Origin of the sequence: Aminobacterium sp. (genome assembly GCF_034926885.1) — a bacterium.
Taxonomy (GTDB): Bacteria; Synergistota; Synergistia; order Synergistales; family Aminobacteriaceae; genus Aminobacterium.
The window spans coordinates 113,205-128,271 of sequence record NZ_JAYFQR010000002.1 but is presented as its reverse complement, the minus strand read 5'-3'; the positions used below and the strand labels follow the sequence as shown (position 1 = coordinate 128,271).

General features: G+C 42.6%; 15 protein-coding genes. 14 read left to right on the top strand and 1 reads right to left on the bottom strand.

Going from position 1 to position 15,067, the window contains the following annotated elements; genetic code table 11:
• Window positions 1-104: 104 nt before the first annotated feature.
• From VB083_RS01145 to VB083_RS01135, 3 genes are all read left to right on the top strand, one after another.
• Window positions 105-851 (top strand): coiled-coil domain-containing protein, encoded by a 747-nt coding sequence (locus VB083_RS01145; protein WP_213691891.1) that lies wholly within the window; start codon window positions 105-107, stop codon window positions 849-851.
• Window positions 852-931: 80 nt separating this feature from the next.
• Window positions 932-1,891, top strand: a complete 960-nt coding sequence (pfkA, locus tag VB083_RS01140) for a 6-phosphofructokinase (RefSeq protein WP_323401609.1) — start codon at window positions 932-934, stop codon at window positions 1,889-1,891.
• A gap of 2 nt (window positions 1,892-1,893) precedes the next feature.
• Window positions 1,894-2,772, top strand: a complete 879-nt coding sequence (locus VB083_RS01135; protein ID WP_213699647.1) for a DUF4392 domain-containing protein — start codon at window positions 1,894-1,896, stop codon at window positions 2,770-2,772.
• Here VB083_RS01135 and VB083_RS01130 read toward each other — a convergent pair.
• On the bottom strand, window positions 2,729-3,226 hold the full coding sequence (locus VB083_RS01130) for an ECF transporter S component (protein WP_307879832.1): 498 nt from the start codon (window positions 3,224-3,226) through the stop codon (window positions 2,729-2,731). The genes VB083_RS01135 and VB083_RS01130 overlap by 44 nt on opposite strands.
• 154 nt (window positions 3,227-3,380) lie before the next feature.
• Between VB083_RS01130 and VB083_RS01125 the strand changes: the two genes are divergently transcribed.
• From VB083_RS01125 to VB083_RS01075, 11 genes are all read left to right on the top strand, one after another.
• A complete protein-coding gene (locus tag VB083_RS01125; RefSeq protein WP_213695407.1) occupies window positions 3,381-3,836 on the top strand; it encodes a hypothetical protein in 456 nt (151 codons plus the stop codon).
• Between the two features lie 31 nt (window positions 3,837-3,867).
• Window positions 3,868-4,527 (top strand): fructose-6-phosphate aldolase, encoded by a 660-nt coding sequence (gene fsa, locus VB083_RS01120; RefSeq protein ID WP_213695406.1) that lies wholly within the window; start codon window positions 3,868-3,870, stop codon window positions 4,525-4,527.
• A complete protein-coding gene (gene rho / locus VB083_RS01115; protein ID WP_374047594.1) occupies window positions 4,517-5,899 on the top strand; it encodes a transcription termination factor Rho in 1,383 nt (460 codons plus the stop codon). Before fsa ends, rho begins: the two co-directional genes overlap by 11 nt.
• Before the next feature lie 35 nt (window positions 5,900-5,934).
• On the top strand, window positions 5,935-7,353 hold the full coding sequence (locus VB083_RS01110) for a LysM peptidoglycan-binding domain-containing protein (protein ID WP_213699646.1): 1,419 nt from the start codon (window positions 5,935-5,937) through the stop codon (window positions 7,351-7,353).
• Window positions 7,354-7,464: 111 nt separating this feature from the next.
• Complete coding sequence (locus tag VB083_RS01105; RefSeq protein WP_213691965.1) at window positions 7,465-9,066, top strand: CTP synthase; 1,602 nt, start codon at window positions 7,465-7,467, stop codon at window positions 9,064-9,066.
• A gap of 38 nt (window positions 9,067-9,104) precedes the next feature.
• The gene (locus VB083_RS01100) at window positions 9,105-10,187 is read left to right on the top strand and encodes a hypothetical protein (RefSeq protein ID WP_213695404.1); all 1,083 of its coding nucleotides are present in this window, start codon (window positions 9,105-9,107) and stop codon (window positions 10,185-10,187) included.
• 46 nt (window positions 10,188-10,233) lie between these two features.
• On the top strand, window positions 10,234-10,668 hold the full coding sequence (locus tag VB083_RS01095) for a hypothetical protein (RefSeq protein WP_213691963.1): 435 nt from the start codon (window positions 10,234-10,236) through the stop codon (window positions 10,666-10,668).
• Window positions 10,669-10,691: 23 nt separating this feature from the next.
• Window positions 10,692-11,840, top strand: coding sequence for a hypothetical protein (locus tag VB083_RS01090; protein ID WP_323401608.1), 1,149 nt, complete (start codon window positions 10,692-10,694; stop codon window positions 11,838-11,840).
• Window positions 11,818-12,375, top strand: a complete 558-nt coding sequence (locus VB083_RS01085; RefSeq protein WP_213695402.1) for a hypothetical protein — start codon at window positions 11,818-11,820, stop codon at window positions 12,373-12,375. Before VB083_RS01090 ends, VB083_RS01085 begins: the two co-directional genes overlap by 23 nt.
• Window positions 12,363-14,042 (top strand): hypothetical protein, encoded by a 1,680-nt coding sequence (locus VB083_RS01080; protein ID WP_323401607.1) that lies wholly within the window; start codon window positions 12,363-12,365, stop codon window positions 14,040-14,042. The genes VB083_RS01085 and VB083_RS01080 overlap by 13 nt, the downstream gene beginning before the upstream one ends.
• 48 nt (window positions 14,043-14,090) lie before the next feature.
• Window positions 14,091-15,044, top strand: coding sequence for a D-alanine--D-alanine ligase (locus VB083_RS01075; RefSeq protein ID WP_213701277.1), 954 nt, complete (start codon window positions 14,091-14,093; stop codon window positions 15,042-15,044).
• The last annotated feature ends 23 nt before the right edge of the window (window positions 15,045-15,067 follow it).

Sequence of the window (15,067 nt, the reverse complement as noted above, 5' to 3'; positions counted from 1 at the left end):
TGATTAGTAAAAAGGGGAACCCAATTTGGGTTCCCCTTTTTTCATGTCTTATTGCAGTGTATAATAACCCTCAGTTTGCTACATAACTTGAGGAGGGACTATCCGTGAAATTGAGACAATTCCTTTTAACAGTTTTATGTTCGATATTTATCCTTGGGATAACTTCCCCTGGCTTTGCCAATGAAAAAATTCTGAGTCGTTGGGCAAAAACGAATCATTATGAAAATGATATCGGGAGTGAGATGTGGGTAACAGCTACGTATTATGCTTCAGAATACGTAGATGCTTTGGTTCAGAGCGAAGCCGAAAAAAATTTATGGACAGCTGATGAAACAGAGCAATATAAGTATCAGTTGTTGAAGACTTTAAATTTAAATGCATATATCCCTATTTTCGTTGCCATTGATAACAGAGGACCGGCGATGCATATGGCTCCTTTTAGTGACCATATAACATTGTGGGTGGGCAAGAAAAAATTACAGCCAGTTGATTATGATAAAAGATTCAACTTCAAGCTTCAGGGTAAGCGCGATGGATTTATTTATTTCCCGAGATACGATGAAAAGGGAAAGCCTGTACTCCAGGGTGTTAAGTCGATACGCCTTACTATTAACGGGAATGTCAGCCCAGTGACTATGGGGAAAACCATAGATTATATCTGGGATGTAGTTGATGATAATCCTGAAAAACTCTACACAGGTAAGGCAGCTGCTCGATTAGAGCTTGATCGGCTTATTAAGCGACTTGAGAAGCTGAATGATCAGAAGAAAGAGCTTGAAGGGCAATTAGCTGAAGTAGAAAGCGAGTTGCAGCAGGTACAAAAGCGAGTGGAAGAGTTGCAACGACAGTAGTTTTTATGTGACAATACAAGGACGGCTTTTGCCGTCCTTTTTTTATTTTTTGCGTATTTTTTAGAGGAGGAAGAGAAGACGTGAAAAGGGTTGCAGTGCTTACCAGCGGAGGAGACGCTCCTGGAATGAACGCGGCTATTCGGGCAGTGGTGCGAACAGCCATTTATCATCGTCTTGAGGCTATTGGTGTAATGCGAGGTTTTGAGGGGCTCATTGACGGCGAATTTGCTCCTCTGAACAGGTCTTCTGTGGGAGGAATTATCCATAGAGGTGGAACTATTCTTAAAACGGCTCGTAGTGAACGTTTTAAAACGGAGGATGGCCTCAATAGGGCGCTCTACCAACTTAAGAATTCGGGAATTAATGGTCTTGTTGTTATCGGAGGCGATGGATCTTTTCGCGGCGCACAAAATCTTCATTTGAAAGGTTTTCCCGTAATAGGTGTACCGGGAACCATTGATAATGATGTTGCTGGAACGGATGAAACAATAGGTTTCGATACAGCTGTCAATACGGCCCTTGAAGCTGTGAAGAAGCTTCGTGATACAGCGAGTAGTCACGATCGGCTCTTTATTGTGGAAGTCATGGGGCGTGAAGCGGGCTTTATCGCTCTTGAAGTTGCTGTTGCTAGCGGTGCCGAATATGTAGTTGTACCGGAACTTTCATTTAGTCTCGGTCGCCTTTGCGATAAACTTCACGATACGCGGTCTCGCGGTAAAACGCATTCCCTTATTATTGTTGCAGAAGGGGCTATGTCTGCGGCGGATCTTAAAAATAAACTTCAGGATACGGCTGGGTATGACGCGCGAATAACTGTTTTGGGATATATTCAGCGGGGTGGGAGTCCAACTTCCTTTGATGCGATTCTTGCTTCTCGTATGGGCTCCTTTGCAGTTGAATCTTTACTTGAAGGGCATAAAGGAATGATGGTAGGCACGGTGGCTCATCAAATGACTCTGTCACCTCTATCCGCTTCATGGCAGACTAGAAAAATACTGAGTCCAGAGAAATTGGAACTTGTTGAAAAGTTGAGTATATAACGATGATCGAAATTAAAGAACTTTGTTCTCTTGTTGCCTCAGACAGGGCAGCAAGACGAGTCTCTCTCCTTTGTGCGCCAGAACTTTGGAGTCGGGCTCTTGATCTTTTAGTGGCTTCTTCTTCCCTTGCTATTGTTACGGGCTTCTATGTTCCCTCAGCTGACGCCCCTGAGACAGATGGTCCTTCAGGGGCTGTCGTTTTAGGGCGCGCTCTTGCACGTTCTAAACGTAATGTCACTCTTTTTACTGATCCGTTATGTTACTCTGTGGTGAAGGCTGCGAGCCAGGCTATCAATGGGCCAGACGTAGTAGCAGTGTCGACATCTGAAGAAATATTGGCATCAGATTTCTTTGATGCTTTCGTGTATATTGAACGATTAGGCAAAAATTCTTCAGGTTGTTATCATAATATGCGGGGCAAGGATATTTCACAGTGGACTGCACCTTTAGATGATGCTGTTACGCATGCTTTAAAAAATAAAGTATCAGTACTTGCAGTGGGAGATGGAGGTAACGAGGCCGGAATGGGAGCTTTCTTCCCTGAACTTTCACGATTGTTGCCTGAATTTAAAGATTCCCTATCAATTGTTTCAGCAGATGTAACATTGCCAGTTGATGTGTCGAGTTGGGGAGGATACGCCCTGGCAGCATTACTTTCTCTTTATGAATCTCAATGGCTAGGTCAAACTTCCGAAGAAGAAGAAAAGCTTCTAGCCGCACTTTATGAGGCGGGGGCTGTTGACGGTGTAACAAAAAAGAGGGAGCTTTCCATAGATAGCTTCCCTCTTGATGTGCATATTCGGGTTGTTGAGTCATTGTATAACTGGTGGAGAAAGTCTATGAATTTGAAAGAAGAAAGGGCTTCAGGCGTTTTTCAATAAGAGGAGCAAGAAGTAATGCAAGAAGTGCCCCTATTCCTGTTTGTGTAATGTCAGTTGCAAATTCTACCGGTGCTGCCTGAACTCCATAGAGTAATGTAGCCATACTCGTATAGCCGATAATCATAACAATAGCTCCTACTGTTATGGCTAGTATTTTGTTTTTTTCGCGTAATTTACCAGTTATAAAACCTTCAGTGCCTTTAATTATGAGAGTGAAGGGGGCCCATAAAGGGTAACCTAGAATGAGATCAGCGAGAGATGCTCCGATACCTCCGCATAAGGCACCATATCGTGGCCCGAAAATAAGAGCAATAGTGTAGATCACTCCTTCTCCCATGTTAAAATAGAGGCGAAATCCAGGCATGGGAATACTTATAAGAGTAGCAACTGTAACTATTGAGGCCATAACAGCTCCGAGAGCGACGCGAAATGCCTGAGTGTTTTTTTTCATCATACGATCAGCTCCGTCCTAGTGGGAATGTATAGATATAGTACTATGATTCTAAGTCTGGTTTTAGAGCCAGTTTGACAATGATTGCAGCATTTCTGGACCTGAATAAATCTTTTTTATTTTAAAAGCTTGTCATATTCGAGGGGCGATGGGTATAATGTCTAGGAACGGGAGAGTATTCCTCCTTTTAGTGGTTTCATGTATTGTGCTTCTTCTTGGTTTTTCCTGTTGGGCAGTAAAACACAATCGACGGGCAACAGATTCTTCCTTCCAGCTTGAAAACATAGTGCTTTGCGACGAAGTAGACGAAAAACTGCGACCTCTTCATACAGGGACTCAGTTTATGGCGGGGGTTCGCCAGTTGTGTTTATGTTTTGACTATAGCCTTGATAGCAAAAGAAGCGATATTCGAATTAAGTGGTATTATGGAGATCATTTGATCTATTCTGAAGTTCTTCTGCTTTCTCCAGGTAAGGGATCGAAAGTGTTTTGCCTTTTACGGGAAGATGGTTCTCCGTTACCCATAGGCATGTATGATGTGCAAGTTTGTTATGAAGGAACCGTGTATTCCAACCTGAATTTCGAAATTTCCAATTCAATAAAAGGTGAATAGCTCTAATTTAAAAAGTAAAGAAGGGATGTATGTGCAGTTTTTCCTTGATACAGCCAACCTTGATGAGTTAAGACAGGCTGCAGCGTGGGGAGTTATTTCAGGAGTGACAACAAATCCTTCTCTTATAGCGAGAGAGGGGAACGTAGAGTTTCAAGAGTTAATTAAAACCATTACAGGTATTATAAATGGTCCAGTGAGTGCCGAGGTTATTGCGATTGATACAGATGGAATGATTAATGAAGGTCGTCAGCTCGCCTCTATTTCCCCGAATATAGTAGTAAAAATCCCTATGACACAAGAGGGGATGGGGGCGGTAAGAGTTCTTTCCCATGATAATATTCCTACAAATGTAACTCTTGTCTTCTCTCCTCAACAAGCGCTTTTAGCTGCTGCCGCCGGAGCGAGTTACGTGAGTCCTTTTGTGGGCCGTCTTGATGATATTGGCGAAGATGGTAGCGGTCTTGTGCAAGATATAGCTGATTTATTCCATATTCATTGTATAGAAACAAAGATAATAGCGGCCAGCGTCCGTCATCCTGCCCATGTTTCTGAGGTAGCGATGGCTGGTGCACATATTGCAACGGTGCCTTTTAAAGTGATGAAACAGATGTTTTATCATCCCTTGACTGAAAAAGGCCTGCAGCAATTTATTTCAGATTGGGAGGGGTATCGTAAAAGCCATGACAGATAATCAGAATTCGGAAAATAACATGATAGATAAACCCATTAATACAGAAAATGAAGTACCCGAGGTCAATGAGACCGAAGAAGAGGCAGAGGTTGAGGTGGCTGAGGTGAAATCTGTACCTAGACCACGATATAATTACGCGAAACTCTCATCTCAGCTCATAACAGAACTTAGAAAAATTGCAAAAGATATTGGTGTAACCGGATTTTCCTCTCTCCGTAAAGATGACCTCATCATTGCTATTCTTACTACGCAAGCTGAGCAACTTAATTACCGTTTTGGTGGAGGAACCCTTGAAATATTGAATGAAGGGTATGGTTTTTTAAGGCCTAAAGGACTCTTGCCAAGCGATCATGACATCTATGTTTCAGCTTCTCAGATTCGTCGTTTCGGTTTGCGTAATGGAGATGTTGTTTGGGGAATGGTAAGACCTCCCAAGGAACAGGAGCATTATGAGGCCCTCTTACGGGTGGAAATGGTAAATTTTGCAGACCCTGAAGCAGCACGCAGACGTCCTCATTTTGGCGCATTGACACCAATATTCCCCGATTCAAGATTAACGTTAGAAACAGACCCCAAAGAAATATCAACTCGATTGATAGATCTTTTTGCCCCTGTGGGAAAAGGGCAACGTGCTCTTTTAGTTTCTCCCCCGAAAGCAGGCAAAACAACGGTATTAAAGAAAATTGCGAATGCCGTAACAGTTAATCACCCTGACATAATACTTATGGTTTTGCTGATAGACGAACGCCCAGAAGAGGTTACAGATATGGCTCGTTCAGTAGATGGTGAAATAATAGCGTCTACATTTGATCGTCCTGCCGAAGAACATTTACGAGTAGCAAATCTTACTTTAGAAAAGGCGAAGAGACTCGTTGAAACGGGGAAAGATGTCGTATTGCTTCTCGATTCCATTACTAGACTCGCACGTGCTTCCAACCTTGTTGTTCCGCCATCTGGTCGTACCTTGTCAGGCGGTATGGATCCAGCAGCACTTTATTTCCCTAAGCGATTTTTCGGAGCCGCGCGTAATATAGAAGAAGGCGGAAGTCTCACTATTATTGGTACGGCCTTAGTTGATACAGGCAGTCGTATGGATGACGTAATATATGAAGAGTTTAAAGGAACAGGAAATATGGAACTTCATCTTTCAAGAAAACTTTCCGAACAGCGTATATTCCCAGCTGTGGATATTACAAAGTCTGGAACACGAAGAGAAGAATTGCTTATGCCTGAGGAAGACTTGAGCCGTATCTGGTTATTACGACGAAGAATGGTTAATGTTGATGAAGCTGGAGCTCTATCTTTAATTATAGATAAATTGAAGAAATCGCCAACGAATAAAGATTTCCTGTTGACCATTAAGATGGCGTAGTATAGAGTAGTGGGAGTGTTTAAGGAGGGACGAGTATGAAGGATTCTCCAGCCCAAGGTACCCATTCTAAATCAGGCCGTATGGGCTTTATGATAGTAATGCTTCTTATGTTCAGTACGGCTATCTTTCTTACTGTTTGTGCAAGTAATCGTTCCGCAGGAGTGGCCTGGGGAAATCTTCAAGGTAGTGATGATTCAGAAGAAGGGCGAGTTCCAGCTGGTTTTGTTGTTATTGATATGTCTGGAGCAGTTGCAAATGAAACGGATGTAAATAGCGAAACTTTAGGAATAGGTCCCCTTCCTGAGGGAGAAGCTCTTTCTAGCGCAGAGGATTCTGTCCTTATGGCAGAAGGAGAGAGTTCCGATGCTACTGATGACGTTGATCCCAATGTAGATTATGTATCTGCGAAAGCTGCTGAAAATGCAGAAAGTAGTGGCGGTGATGTCGTTCTTTCCGAAGTGAAGACGGAGTGGGAAGAATATACTGTAAAAACAGGGGAAACACTTATTGACATTGCCTCTCGTTATAACGTAACTGCAGAGGATATTGCTCGTGCTAACGAATTAAAAAACCCTAATCGTTTAATGGAAAACCAAAAACTCCTCATTCCTCATTCTGTAGATAAAGTAGAGGTGGTTTTGGAGGAAGTAAAAGCACGAAAGGCAAAGCTAGCAGAAAAAAGAAATAGAGTAAAGCCTCTTGAAATAAAAAAATATACTGTTGTTAACGGCGATAGTTTGTGGTCTATTTCTAACACATTTAACCTTGAAATAGACACACTTTTTGGAAGTAATGATTTAAGAGACCCCAATGTTTTGAAACCGGGAAAAGAGTTGCGAATTCCTAACCAAGATGGAATTTTCTACACGGTAAAAAAGGGAGATACATTGGCTACTATCGTTAAAAAATTCCAAATCTCCATGGAAAAGACCAAAGAAATAAATGAATCTCGAGTAGATCTAAGTGTTTTAAAAGTAGGAGAAGAACTATTCCTTCCTGAAGCTCGCCCAGAGGTTTCAGTATTGAATGCTTCTGGTAGGGGCTCTTCATCTGGAAGTTCTTCGTATTCGAGGTCTTTTAGGTGGCCTGTTGTAGGGCGTATTAACAGTCCTTTTGGCTGGCGTCGTCATCCAATTACTCGACGTAAAAGTTTCCATACGGGTATTGATATAAAGGCTTCTCGTGGTTATCGTATTCGCGCTGCAAAAGATGGCAGAGTCGTGTATTCTGGTTGGATGGGTGGATACGGGCGAGTTGTTGTTTTAAGCCATGGAGGAAGTTATTCTACTTTATATGCTCACTGTTCCAAGTTGGCTGTAAGAAAAGGACAGCGAGTTAATCAGGGACAAGTTATTGCTTATGTTGGTGCTACCGGTCGTGCAACTGGACCTCATCTTCATTTTGAAGTGCGTAAAAATAACAGTCCTATTAATCCCTTAAAGGTGCTTCGATAGGCTTCGGGCCCCATGACAAGGGAACTTCGATTGGTTAAACTGGACCAGGGATTTGTAGCGGCCCTGGTCCATCTTTTTTGATATTTTATTTCCTAGGTGGAGGATTAATCCATGACAAAGTTTATTTTTGTAACAGGCGGCGTGGTTTCTTCTCTTGGAAAGGGTATCACTGCCGCATCCTTAGGTGTGTTGTTGAAGAAACGGGGATTTAGAGTCTCTATTATTAAACTTGACCCATACTTGAATGTCGATGCTGGCACAATGAATCCTTTTCAACATGGAGAGGTTTTTGTAACAGACGATGGAGCGGAAACGGATCTTGATCTTGGACATTACGAGCGTTTCATTGATGAATCTCTTTCAGCGAACAACAATGTAACGACAGGAAAAATTTACTCTGCAGTCATATCTAAAGAACGACATGGTTGTTACCTTGGCGGGACTGTGCAAGTTATCCCCCATATTACCAATGAGATTCAGGAGTGCATCCTCAGGGCTGCAGATGATAATGATATTGTTATCGCAGAGATAGGTGGAACAGTTGGGGATATAGAGGGGCAGCCCTTCCTTGAAGCTATTCGCCAGATGGCGACTCGAGTAGGGCGTGAAAATGTGCTTTACTGTCATGTCACTCTTGTCCCATACTTGGAAGCTGCGCGGGAACTCAAAACAAAGCCAACCCAGCATAGCGTTCAGGAGTTGAGGCGAATCGGTATTCTTCCCGATATAATTGTATGCCGTTCACATTATCCTATATGTGACGAGATGAAAGAAAAGATCGCGCTCTTCTGCAATGTACCTGAAGAGGCAGTTATTGAGGCTCTTGATGAACCAACGATCTATAAAGTGCCATTAAGTCTTCATGCGCAAAAATTTGATAGGTTGGTTATGAAACTGCTTTCCGTCACAAGCCCGTTAGAGCCTGAACTGGACGATTGGGAACATGTAGTAAAAAGTTTCTGTCATCCTGATGGTGAAGTTGAAGTCGCCATGGTTGGTAAGTATATTAATCACAAAGATGCATATCTTAGCGTTGTTGAAGCGCTAAACCATGCAGGTGTTCAAAATGACGTTCGAGTGAGAATTCGATCTGTTGAAGCGGAAGAGATTGAGGAGCACGGTGCAGAAAAAGTTTTATCAGGAGTTCATGGTGTTCTTGTACCTGGTGGATTTGGAGCAAGGGGTATAGAGGGTAAAATAGAGGCAGCGCGTTATGCCCGTGAAAAAAGGATTCCTTATTTAGGCCTTTGTCTCGGTATGCAGGTTGCAGTTATTGATTTTGCTCGGCACGTATGTGATCTTAAGGGCGCTAATAGTGCTGAAATAGATGAAGCAGCAGAACATCCGGTGATACATCTTATGGATGAGCAACGCGATATTGACGATTTAGGCGGAACAATGCGCCTTGGCGCTTATCCGTGCACTCTCATGGAAGGAACGCATTCTTCCGCTGCTTATGGTGATCAAGTTGTTAATGAACGGCATCGTCATCGTTACGAATTTAATAACGCATATCGCGAAACTATGGAAAATGCGGGCCTTAAAATTGCAGGTATTTATAAAGAGAAAAATCTTGTTGAAATTGTAGAAATTCCAGAGCATCCGTGGTTTGTAGGGGTTCAGTTCCACCCTGAGTTCCGTTCGCGACCTGTTAAACCCCATCCTCTCTTTGTAGGGTTTATACGTGCGGCGGTGGATCTTTCTGAAGAGTAGAAAAACGGCTACTGATAGTTAAAGGAGGGACCCATAGAATGAAGAAAATGCTGAAATTGTTCGTGACAGTAATGATTTTAACAGCCCTGTGTTTAGGTGTTTCAAATACTGCTTTGTTTGCTCAGAGTGACGAAGGAACGTCGACTTTTCAAACATTGAACCATGTAGAGGATATACTATACGGTAGAATTAAGACTGGTGGTTTAATAGAGCGGCTAAGTAATATTGAGAAAGATCTTTTTGGCCGGGAACTTCCTGGAAGTATTGCTGAACGACAGACGGCTATTCTAGACTTTTTGGAAAAGGGAACATCTGGGCAACCTTCCATGCTTTTTAAATTAGGAGTTGCTGAATGGGCGATTAATCAACGGGTAGATGCGTATAACCCTGTTAACCGACGTGTTGATGCGCTGGAAACGGTCCTTGAGGGGACAGCAAAACCTGACAAACCTATAGCCATGAGATTAGAACGTATATTAGGACTAATTCTTTCAGATGCGGTTCAGTGGCAAGATTCGGAGATTCCGGCAGGGCAGGTCTTTAAGGTGAAATTTAAAAATACTCTTTCCCCTTCAACCGCTAAAAAGGGTGATAGTGTGGATCTTGAACTTTCGGAAGATTTAGTTTCAGGAAATACTCTTTTGGCACCCGCTGGTTGTCGAGTTGTGGCTCATATCGATAGTGTGACGAAACCGCGTAGTTTTGGTCGTCCCGCAGAAGTTAATGTAGGAGTTGACCAATTGTTGCCTTTGGGGCCTGAAGTTATTCCGGTAACTATAGGAGAACAAGCTAAAAAAGCTTCAAAGGCTGAGTCTTCTCAAATTGCAGCTGCTGGTACAAGCTTTATTGGGGCTATCCTTTTCGGCCCGGTAGGTCTGGCTGGTGGCTTTTTGGTGAGGGGAGATGCGAAAGAGATACCGGCAGGAACTGAACTTTTCATAGAAACAGCACAGGCTGTTCGTATCTCAGCGTATCCAGTGCCGGCAGGATTGCAGGGGATGGTTCGTTCAAATGAAATATCTGGCGAACCTGAATCTGGTGGTGTAGCTCCTGTCGATGAGCCTAACACGACAGAAGCTACAAGTAACGAAACAGATAACACATTAACTCCTATAGATTAACCCGTGTGTAAGAGTGTTTTTGAGTAGTGAAGGAGTGAAGAATTTTATGAAATTCGTTAAGAAAAAAATAGCAGCTGTAGTTCTCGTTTTAGTTTTATCTTTGTCAGGCGTAGCCTATGCAGTAAATCTTGGAGACCTTATTGGTGTTGTAGGCGGCGGTTTTTTGGTCTCTCAGATAGCGGGCCCTCTTAATGATTTTATTAACAAAATTACCTTTAATAAAGGTGCCAAGGTTGAGGGGCATACGAAAGTTGTTCCTATTGTTTCTTTAGGTTCCGGAACGCGTATAGGTGCTGCTCAGGTTGCAGGGCCACGTGGTGAAGCTATAGAAAAAACAAAGGCAGTAGCGCAGCTTGAAGTTACGTTCAGAGATCGTCTGCGTGTCAAGATTTTGATACCAGTTGACTCGGAAAATCCAATAAAACAGTTTAGGCGAGTTCAAGGTGTGGGAGTTTCTGCCATAATTGACTTTAAACTGTAATAAAGGAGGCTCGCGACAGCCCTATGAAACAGAGACATGTTGTGCTTATTCTGATCCTCATCTTAGGGACTTTTGTTGCCTCGCCATTGTGGGGCATGGAAGCGTTGGCGCGAGCGACAGATATTTTAGAAAAATGGACTTCCTTTCATTGGGGGCGAGATTGCCTCGTCTGGTTGGTACATTATCCTGAAGAATTAATAGAGCCCTGGGTCGATGCGGAATCGACCCGGGTTGCTATGTCTTCCCAAGAAAAGGAAGCCTATAAGAAAGCTTTCGTTGATCAGCTTCATATTGAAGAAACGGAATCTTTTCTTGTAACTATCTATTCTTTTGGCGTTAAACCTCTTTTGCTTCATCCCTTCTCAGAAGCAATTTCCATGCTTTTGCCAGATGGAACGCGAATTCAGCCCCTTTCCTATGAACTAAAATTTGATGAACCGATAAACGGGGTTGTGCAGGGACTTGTTTTTTTCCCTCGTCAAAACGTACCGGTTTTTTCAATAGCAATGAAAGGAATGGGCATTTCTGACGAGTCTATATTTGAATTTGCAGCTGCGAAAGAGAATGATAGAAATACTGAAACTGTTGCTGTTGCAGAACAGAGTAAGAAGAAAGAGCGGGTTGTTATTGAACTTCCACCTCTAAAGGAAGGATCAAAAGAAGAAAAGAAAGAAAAAGAAGAGCAAAAAACTGAAAAGGTTGTAAAGGCTGAAATTGAAAAAATTGAGGAGCCTTTTGTCCCTGTTGTTCCTCCGGTAAAAATAGATCTTTCAGGATATGAACCATTAACAAAAGAAGAAGAGGAGAAAATTGATACTTCAAGTGTCGATACTAAGAGTTTGAAGGAATCTGCATTAGAGAAGAGCAGTGAATTAGGTGCGGATAAAGAGAAGGTACTTGAAGAATTTTTGGCACATTGGCAAAAGGGCAATGTTGAAGAGATGTATGATTTATTATCAACTGATGCAAAAAAAATGTGGAATATTGGATCTTTTAAAAAAGACGTAGAGAGTAAAAATATGCGCGTGCCTCTTAGTGGTGGGTACAGTGTCGAATGGAATGGAGAACAGGCACGTATAACTTCTGTTCAAAAGTTGCTTTTTGTTCGGACTTTACGAAAAATGACAATTTCAATGGTAGGAGAAAAAGATGGTTGGCGAGTTCAGTGGTAAAAAGAGATTTTTAGTATTCATTTTGATTATATGTGGCAGTATTGCCTTCTATCTATGGTCTGCCTGGAAGGATCTTCATCTTGATCCTAATTCTATAAAAAAAGTCGTTAAAGAGGGGCCAACTGTAGTTGTGGAAAGCCTTTCTATGGAGAAAGAGATATCTGGGGGGGTATGGCATATTCATGCCGAAAGAACTGTTCGGAAATCAGGTAATATTTCTGCAGAATCTTTGACGATGCAGGGAAACACGGCTGATGGTAACAAATGGAACGTAACGGCTCCTTCTGGAAATTTTGATGAAAAAACATCTGATGGCATATTGTATAAACCAAGTGGTACTACGACAGGGAAAGATTTTACTGTGACGTGGAATGCTCCAGAGGTCTTATGGAAGAGTACAAGTGCAGAGTGGATTTTTCCTAAGGGGATATGGGCGGAACATACCCGTGGTACTTTAACAGGGTCATATGCCCGTGTTACTGAAGATGGTACATTTTATGTCGAGAAAGGGGCTAGTCTGACGTGGAAAGAATAGGCCGTAACTGTTTCACCGCTCTGGTATGCATGTTAACCATAATAGTATCTAGCCATACACCTAGTTGGGCTTCTCAGCCTTCTGAGGTCTTTCTGGAAGCAGATCTTGTTACATACAATGAAAAGGGGACTATTGCTACAGCAGAAGGAAGCGCAAACCTTCGATACGGTACCATTCGGATTTATGCCGATTATATTCACTTTGATGTAGAATCTCAGGAAGCGTACGCTACGGCATTGCCTAAAAAAAACGTTACTATTCTTTCTGGCGGAAACAAGCTTTATGGGGAACGACTTTTATATCACCTTCCTACGGAAGAAGGCGTTCTTGATGGCGCAAGCGGACAAGCACCAGCAGGAATAGGGCAGCTTTATATAAAGGGGAAAAAACTTGATTTTGCTCCTGCAGAGAGTGCTGCTAAAAAAGGCTGGATCAGCAAGAAGACCGCAGCACGTTTTAAAGAGAAGGTTACCATAGGGAAATGGAGCGAAACTTCTTTAACGACGTGTCCTCAGGAGAATCCTCATTACAGAGTGGTCACGAATAAATTAACCATTATCCCAGGGAAAAGTATTGTCGCAAAAAAACCCAAAGTATATATAGGTGGGTCATACCTTTTTACATATCCTTTTGATTACGTTGTTCGTTTAAATAAAAAGAAATCTTTCCTTGACTCAGAATTGATGCCAGCTATTGTTCATGATTCTGATAAAGGTGTGGGATTTGGGTATAGTGGGCCTATAGTTTGGGATGATGGAGAAGCTCGAATAGGTCTTACAGCTTGGACTAAAAAAAATATGGAATGGACTCTTGCTCTCTCTCAGAGTTTGCAGAATTTAGGGCTATCTGGAGTTTCTCTCTTTGCTAATGTGGAGTATTCTTGGGAGGAAACGACAGATCAGCAGGCATATCGTCCTTTATGGGGAGTAAAAGGAAGCTGGAATGGATGGACAGCCAAGTTATGGTGGTCTCAGAGAGAAAGTTTGAACATAGAAAAGGGCGGCGGAGAGATTTATAAGAATCTTTTATACCGAGAACCTGAATTCCATTTTTATAGTCCCTATTGGCCTCTTATGTCTTGGATGAACACGAAATGGCGTATTGCCGGTACTGCTGGGAAATATGAAGAACGACGAGCTAAAACTACCTATACGACAGATCGTTTGGGTTTGGGGCTGATGGTATCTGGTGTTGCCGATCCTGCGCCTATTCGTCCATTCTGGAGTTCCAGTTATTGGCATTATCGATATGATGGCGGAGATGATGAACAGAAAATTTTGTGGCTATCGGCAGGCGCGGGATATAAAGTGGGACCTCTTGATGCAAGAACTGCGTATCGCCGACGTTGGGTTTCGGGGCATTCGCCCATGCTATGGGATAGATATGGCAATTTGGAAGAACTCTACCAGCAGTTTGCTTTCCCCGTGGGGAAAGATGTGTCTCTGGCTGTTCGCGGTGCCTACAATATACGCACTTCAGACTGGTTTGAACGGGCATATATTTTGTCTTACGATACAAGCGATTGCTTGAAATGGCAGCTTGTCTACCGAGATGATTTAAGTCGCGAGAACGACGATTGGATAAGTATGAAGCTTGTTATTAATGCGTTCCCCGACAAACCTTTGGCCTTTGGAGATAAAAAATTATCGAGCCCATTCCCTTTTTAGGCAGTGGATATACTACATTACATCTTTCAACGAAATGAGGATATAGCTGTGAAAAAAGCTTTGAATATTGCTGTTTTATATGGAGGAGACGGACCGGAACGTCAGGTTTCTCTTAAAAGTGGTCAAGCTGTGATTCAGGCTTTGCGGGATGCTGCCTATAAGGTCGAACCTTTTGATGTGAAAAGCATAGAGCAATTAATGGATTTGAAAAGTTCGAAGTTTGACAGTGTTTTTATAGCCCTTCACGGCAGTTGGGGTGAAGACGGGCGCGTTCAATCAGTCTTAGAAACCATGAAACTTCCTTATACAGGTTCGGGACCGTTGGCTTGTTGCTTATCAATGGATAAGGCTGCAAGTAAAGGACTTTTGAATCTTTTTGGGATATCAACTCCTGAAGGTGTGCTTGTTTTAAAAGATTCCGATTATTCGCTGGAAAAAGCTAACTCCTTTGTGCAAAAACACGGTACCATTGTAGTCAAACCTTGCAATGGTGGTAGTACTTTAGGAGTCACAATTGTTTCAGAAGGGCAGAGTCTTTCTCAAGCTCTTTGCGAAGCGTGGAAATATGATACGAGATGTATTCTTGAAAAATACATAGAGGGTGTAGATGTTGCTGTGACAGTATGGAATAATAACGGCTCTCTTGAAGCGTTACCATCTGTGATGATTTGCCCGGAAAAAGGCTTTTATGATTATGACTCGAAGTACACTCCGGGGATGACGAGATATATTGTACCTGCTCCTTTTATGCCGACAGTCAATACGACAATTGCCACAATGGCTTGCAGAACCTTTGAAACCATGAGTTGTGATGGATACGCGCGAATAGACTTCAGAGTTGAAGAAGACGGTACACCTTGGGTTCTTGAAGTCAATACGGCACCGGGAATGACGGGAACAAGTTTGGTCCCTAAGGCTGCAGCAGCTGCAGGTTACGATTTTTCTACGTTTTTGTCGAAAATCGTCAGCTTATCCTTTGATAAAAAAGGCGTCTGCCGTTAAACGGCAGACGCATCGATGAAGCA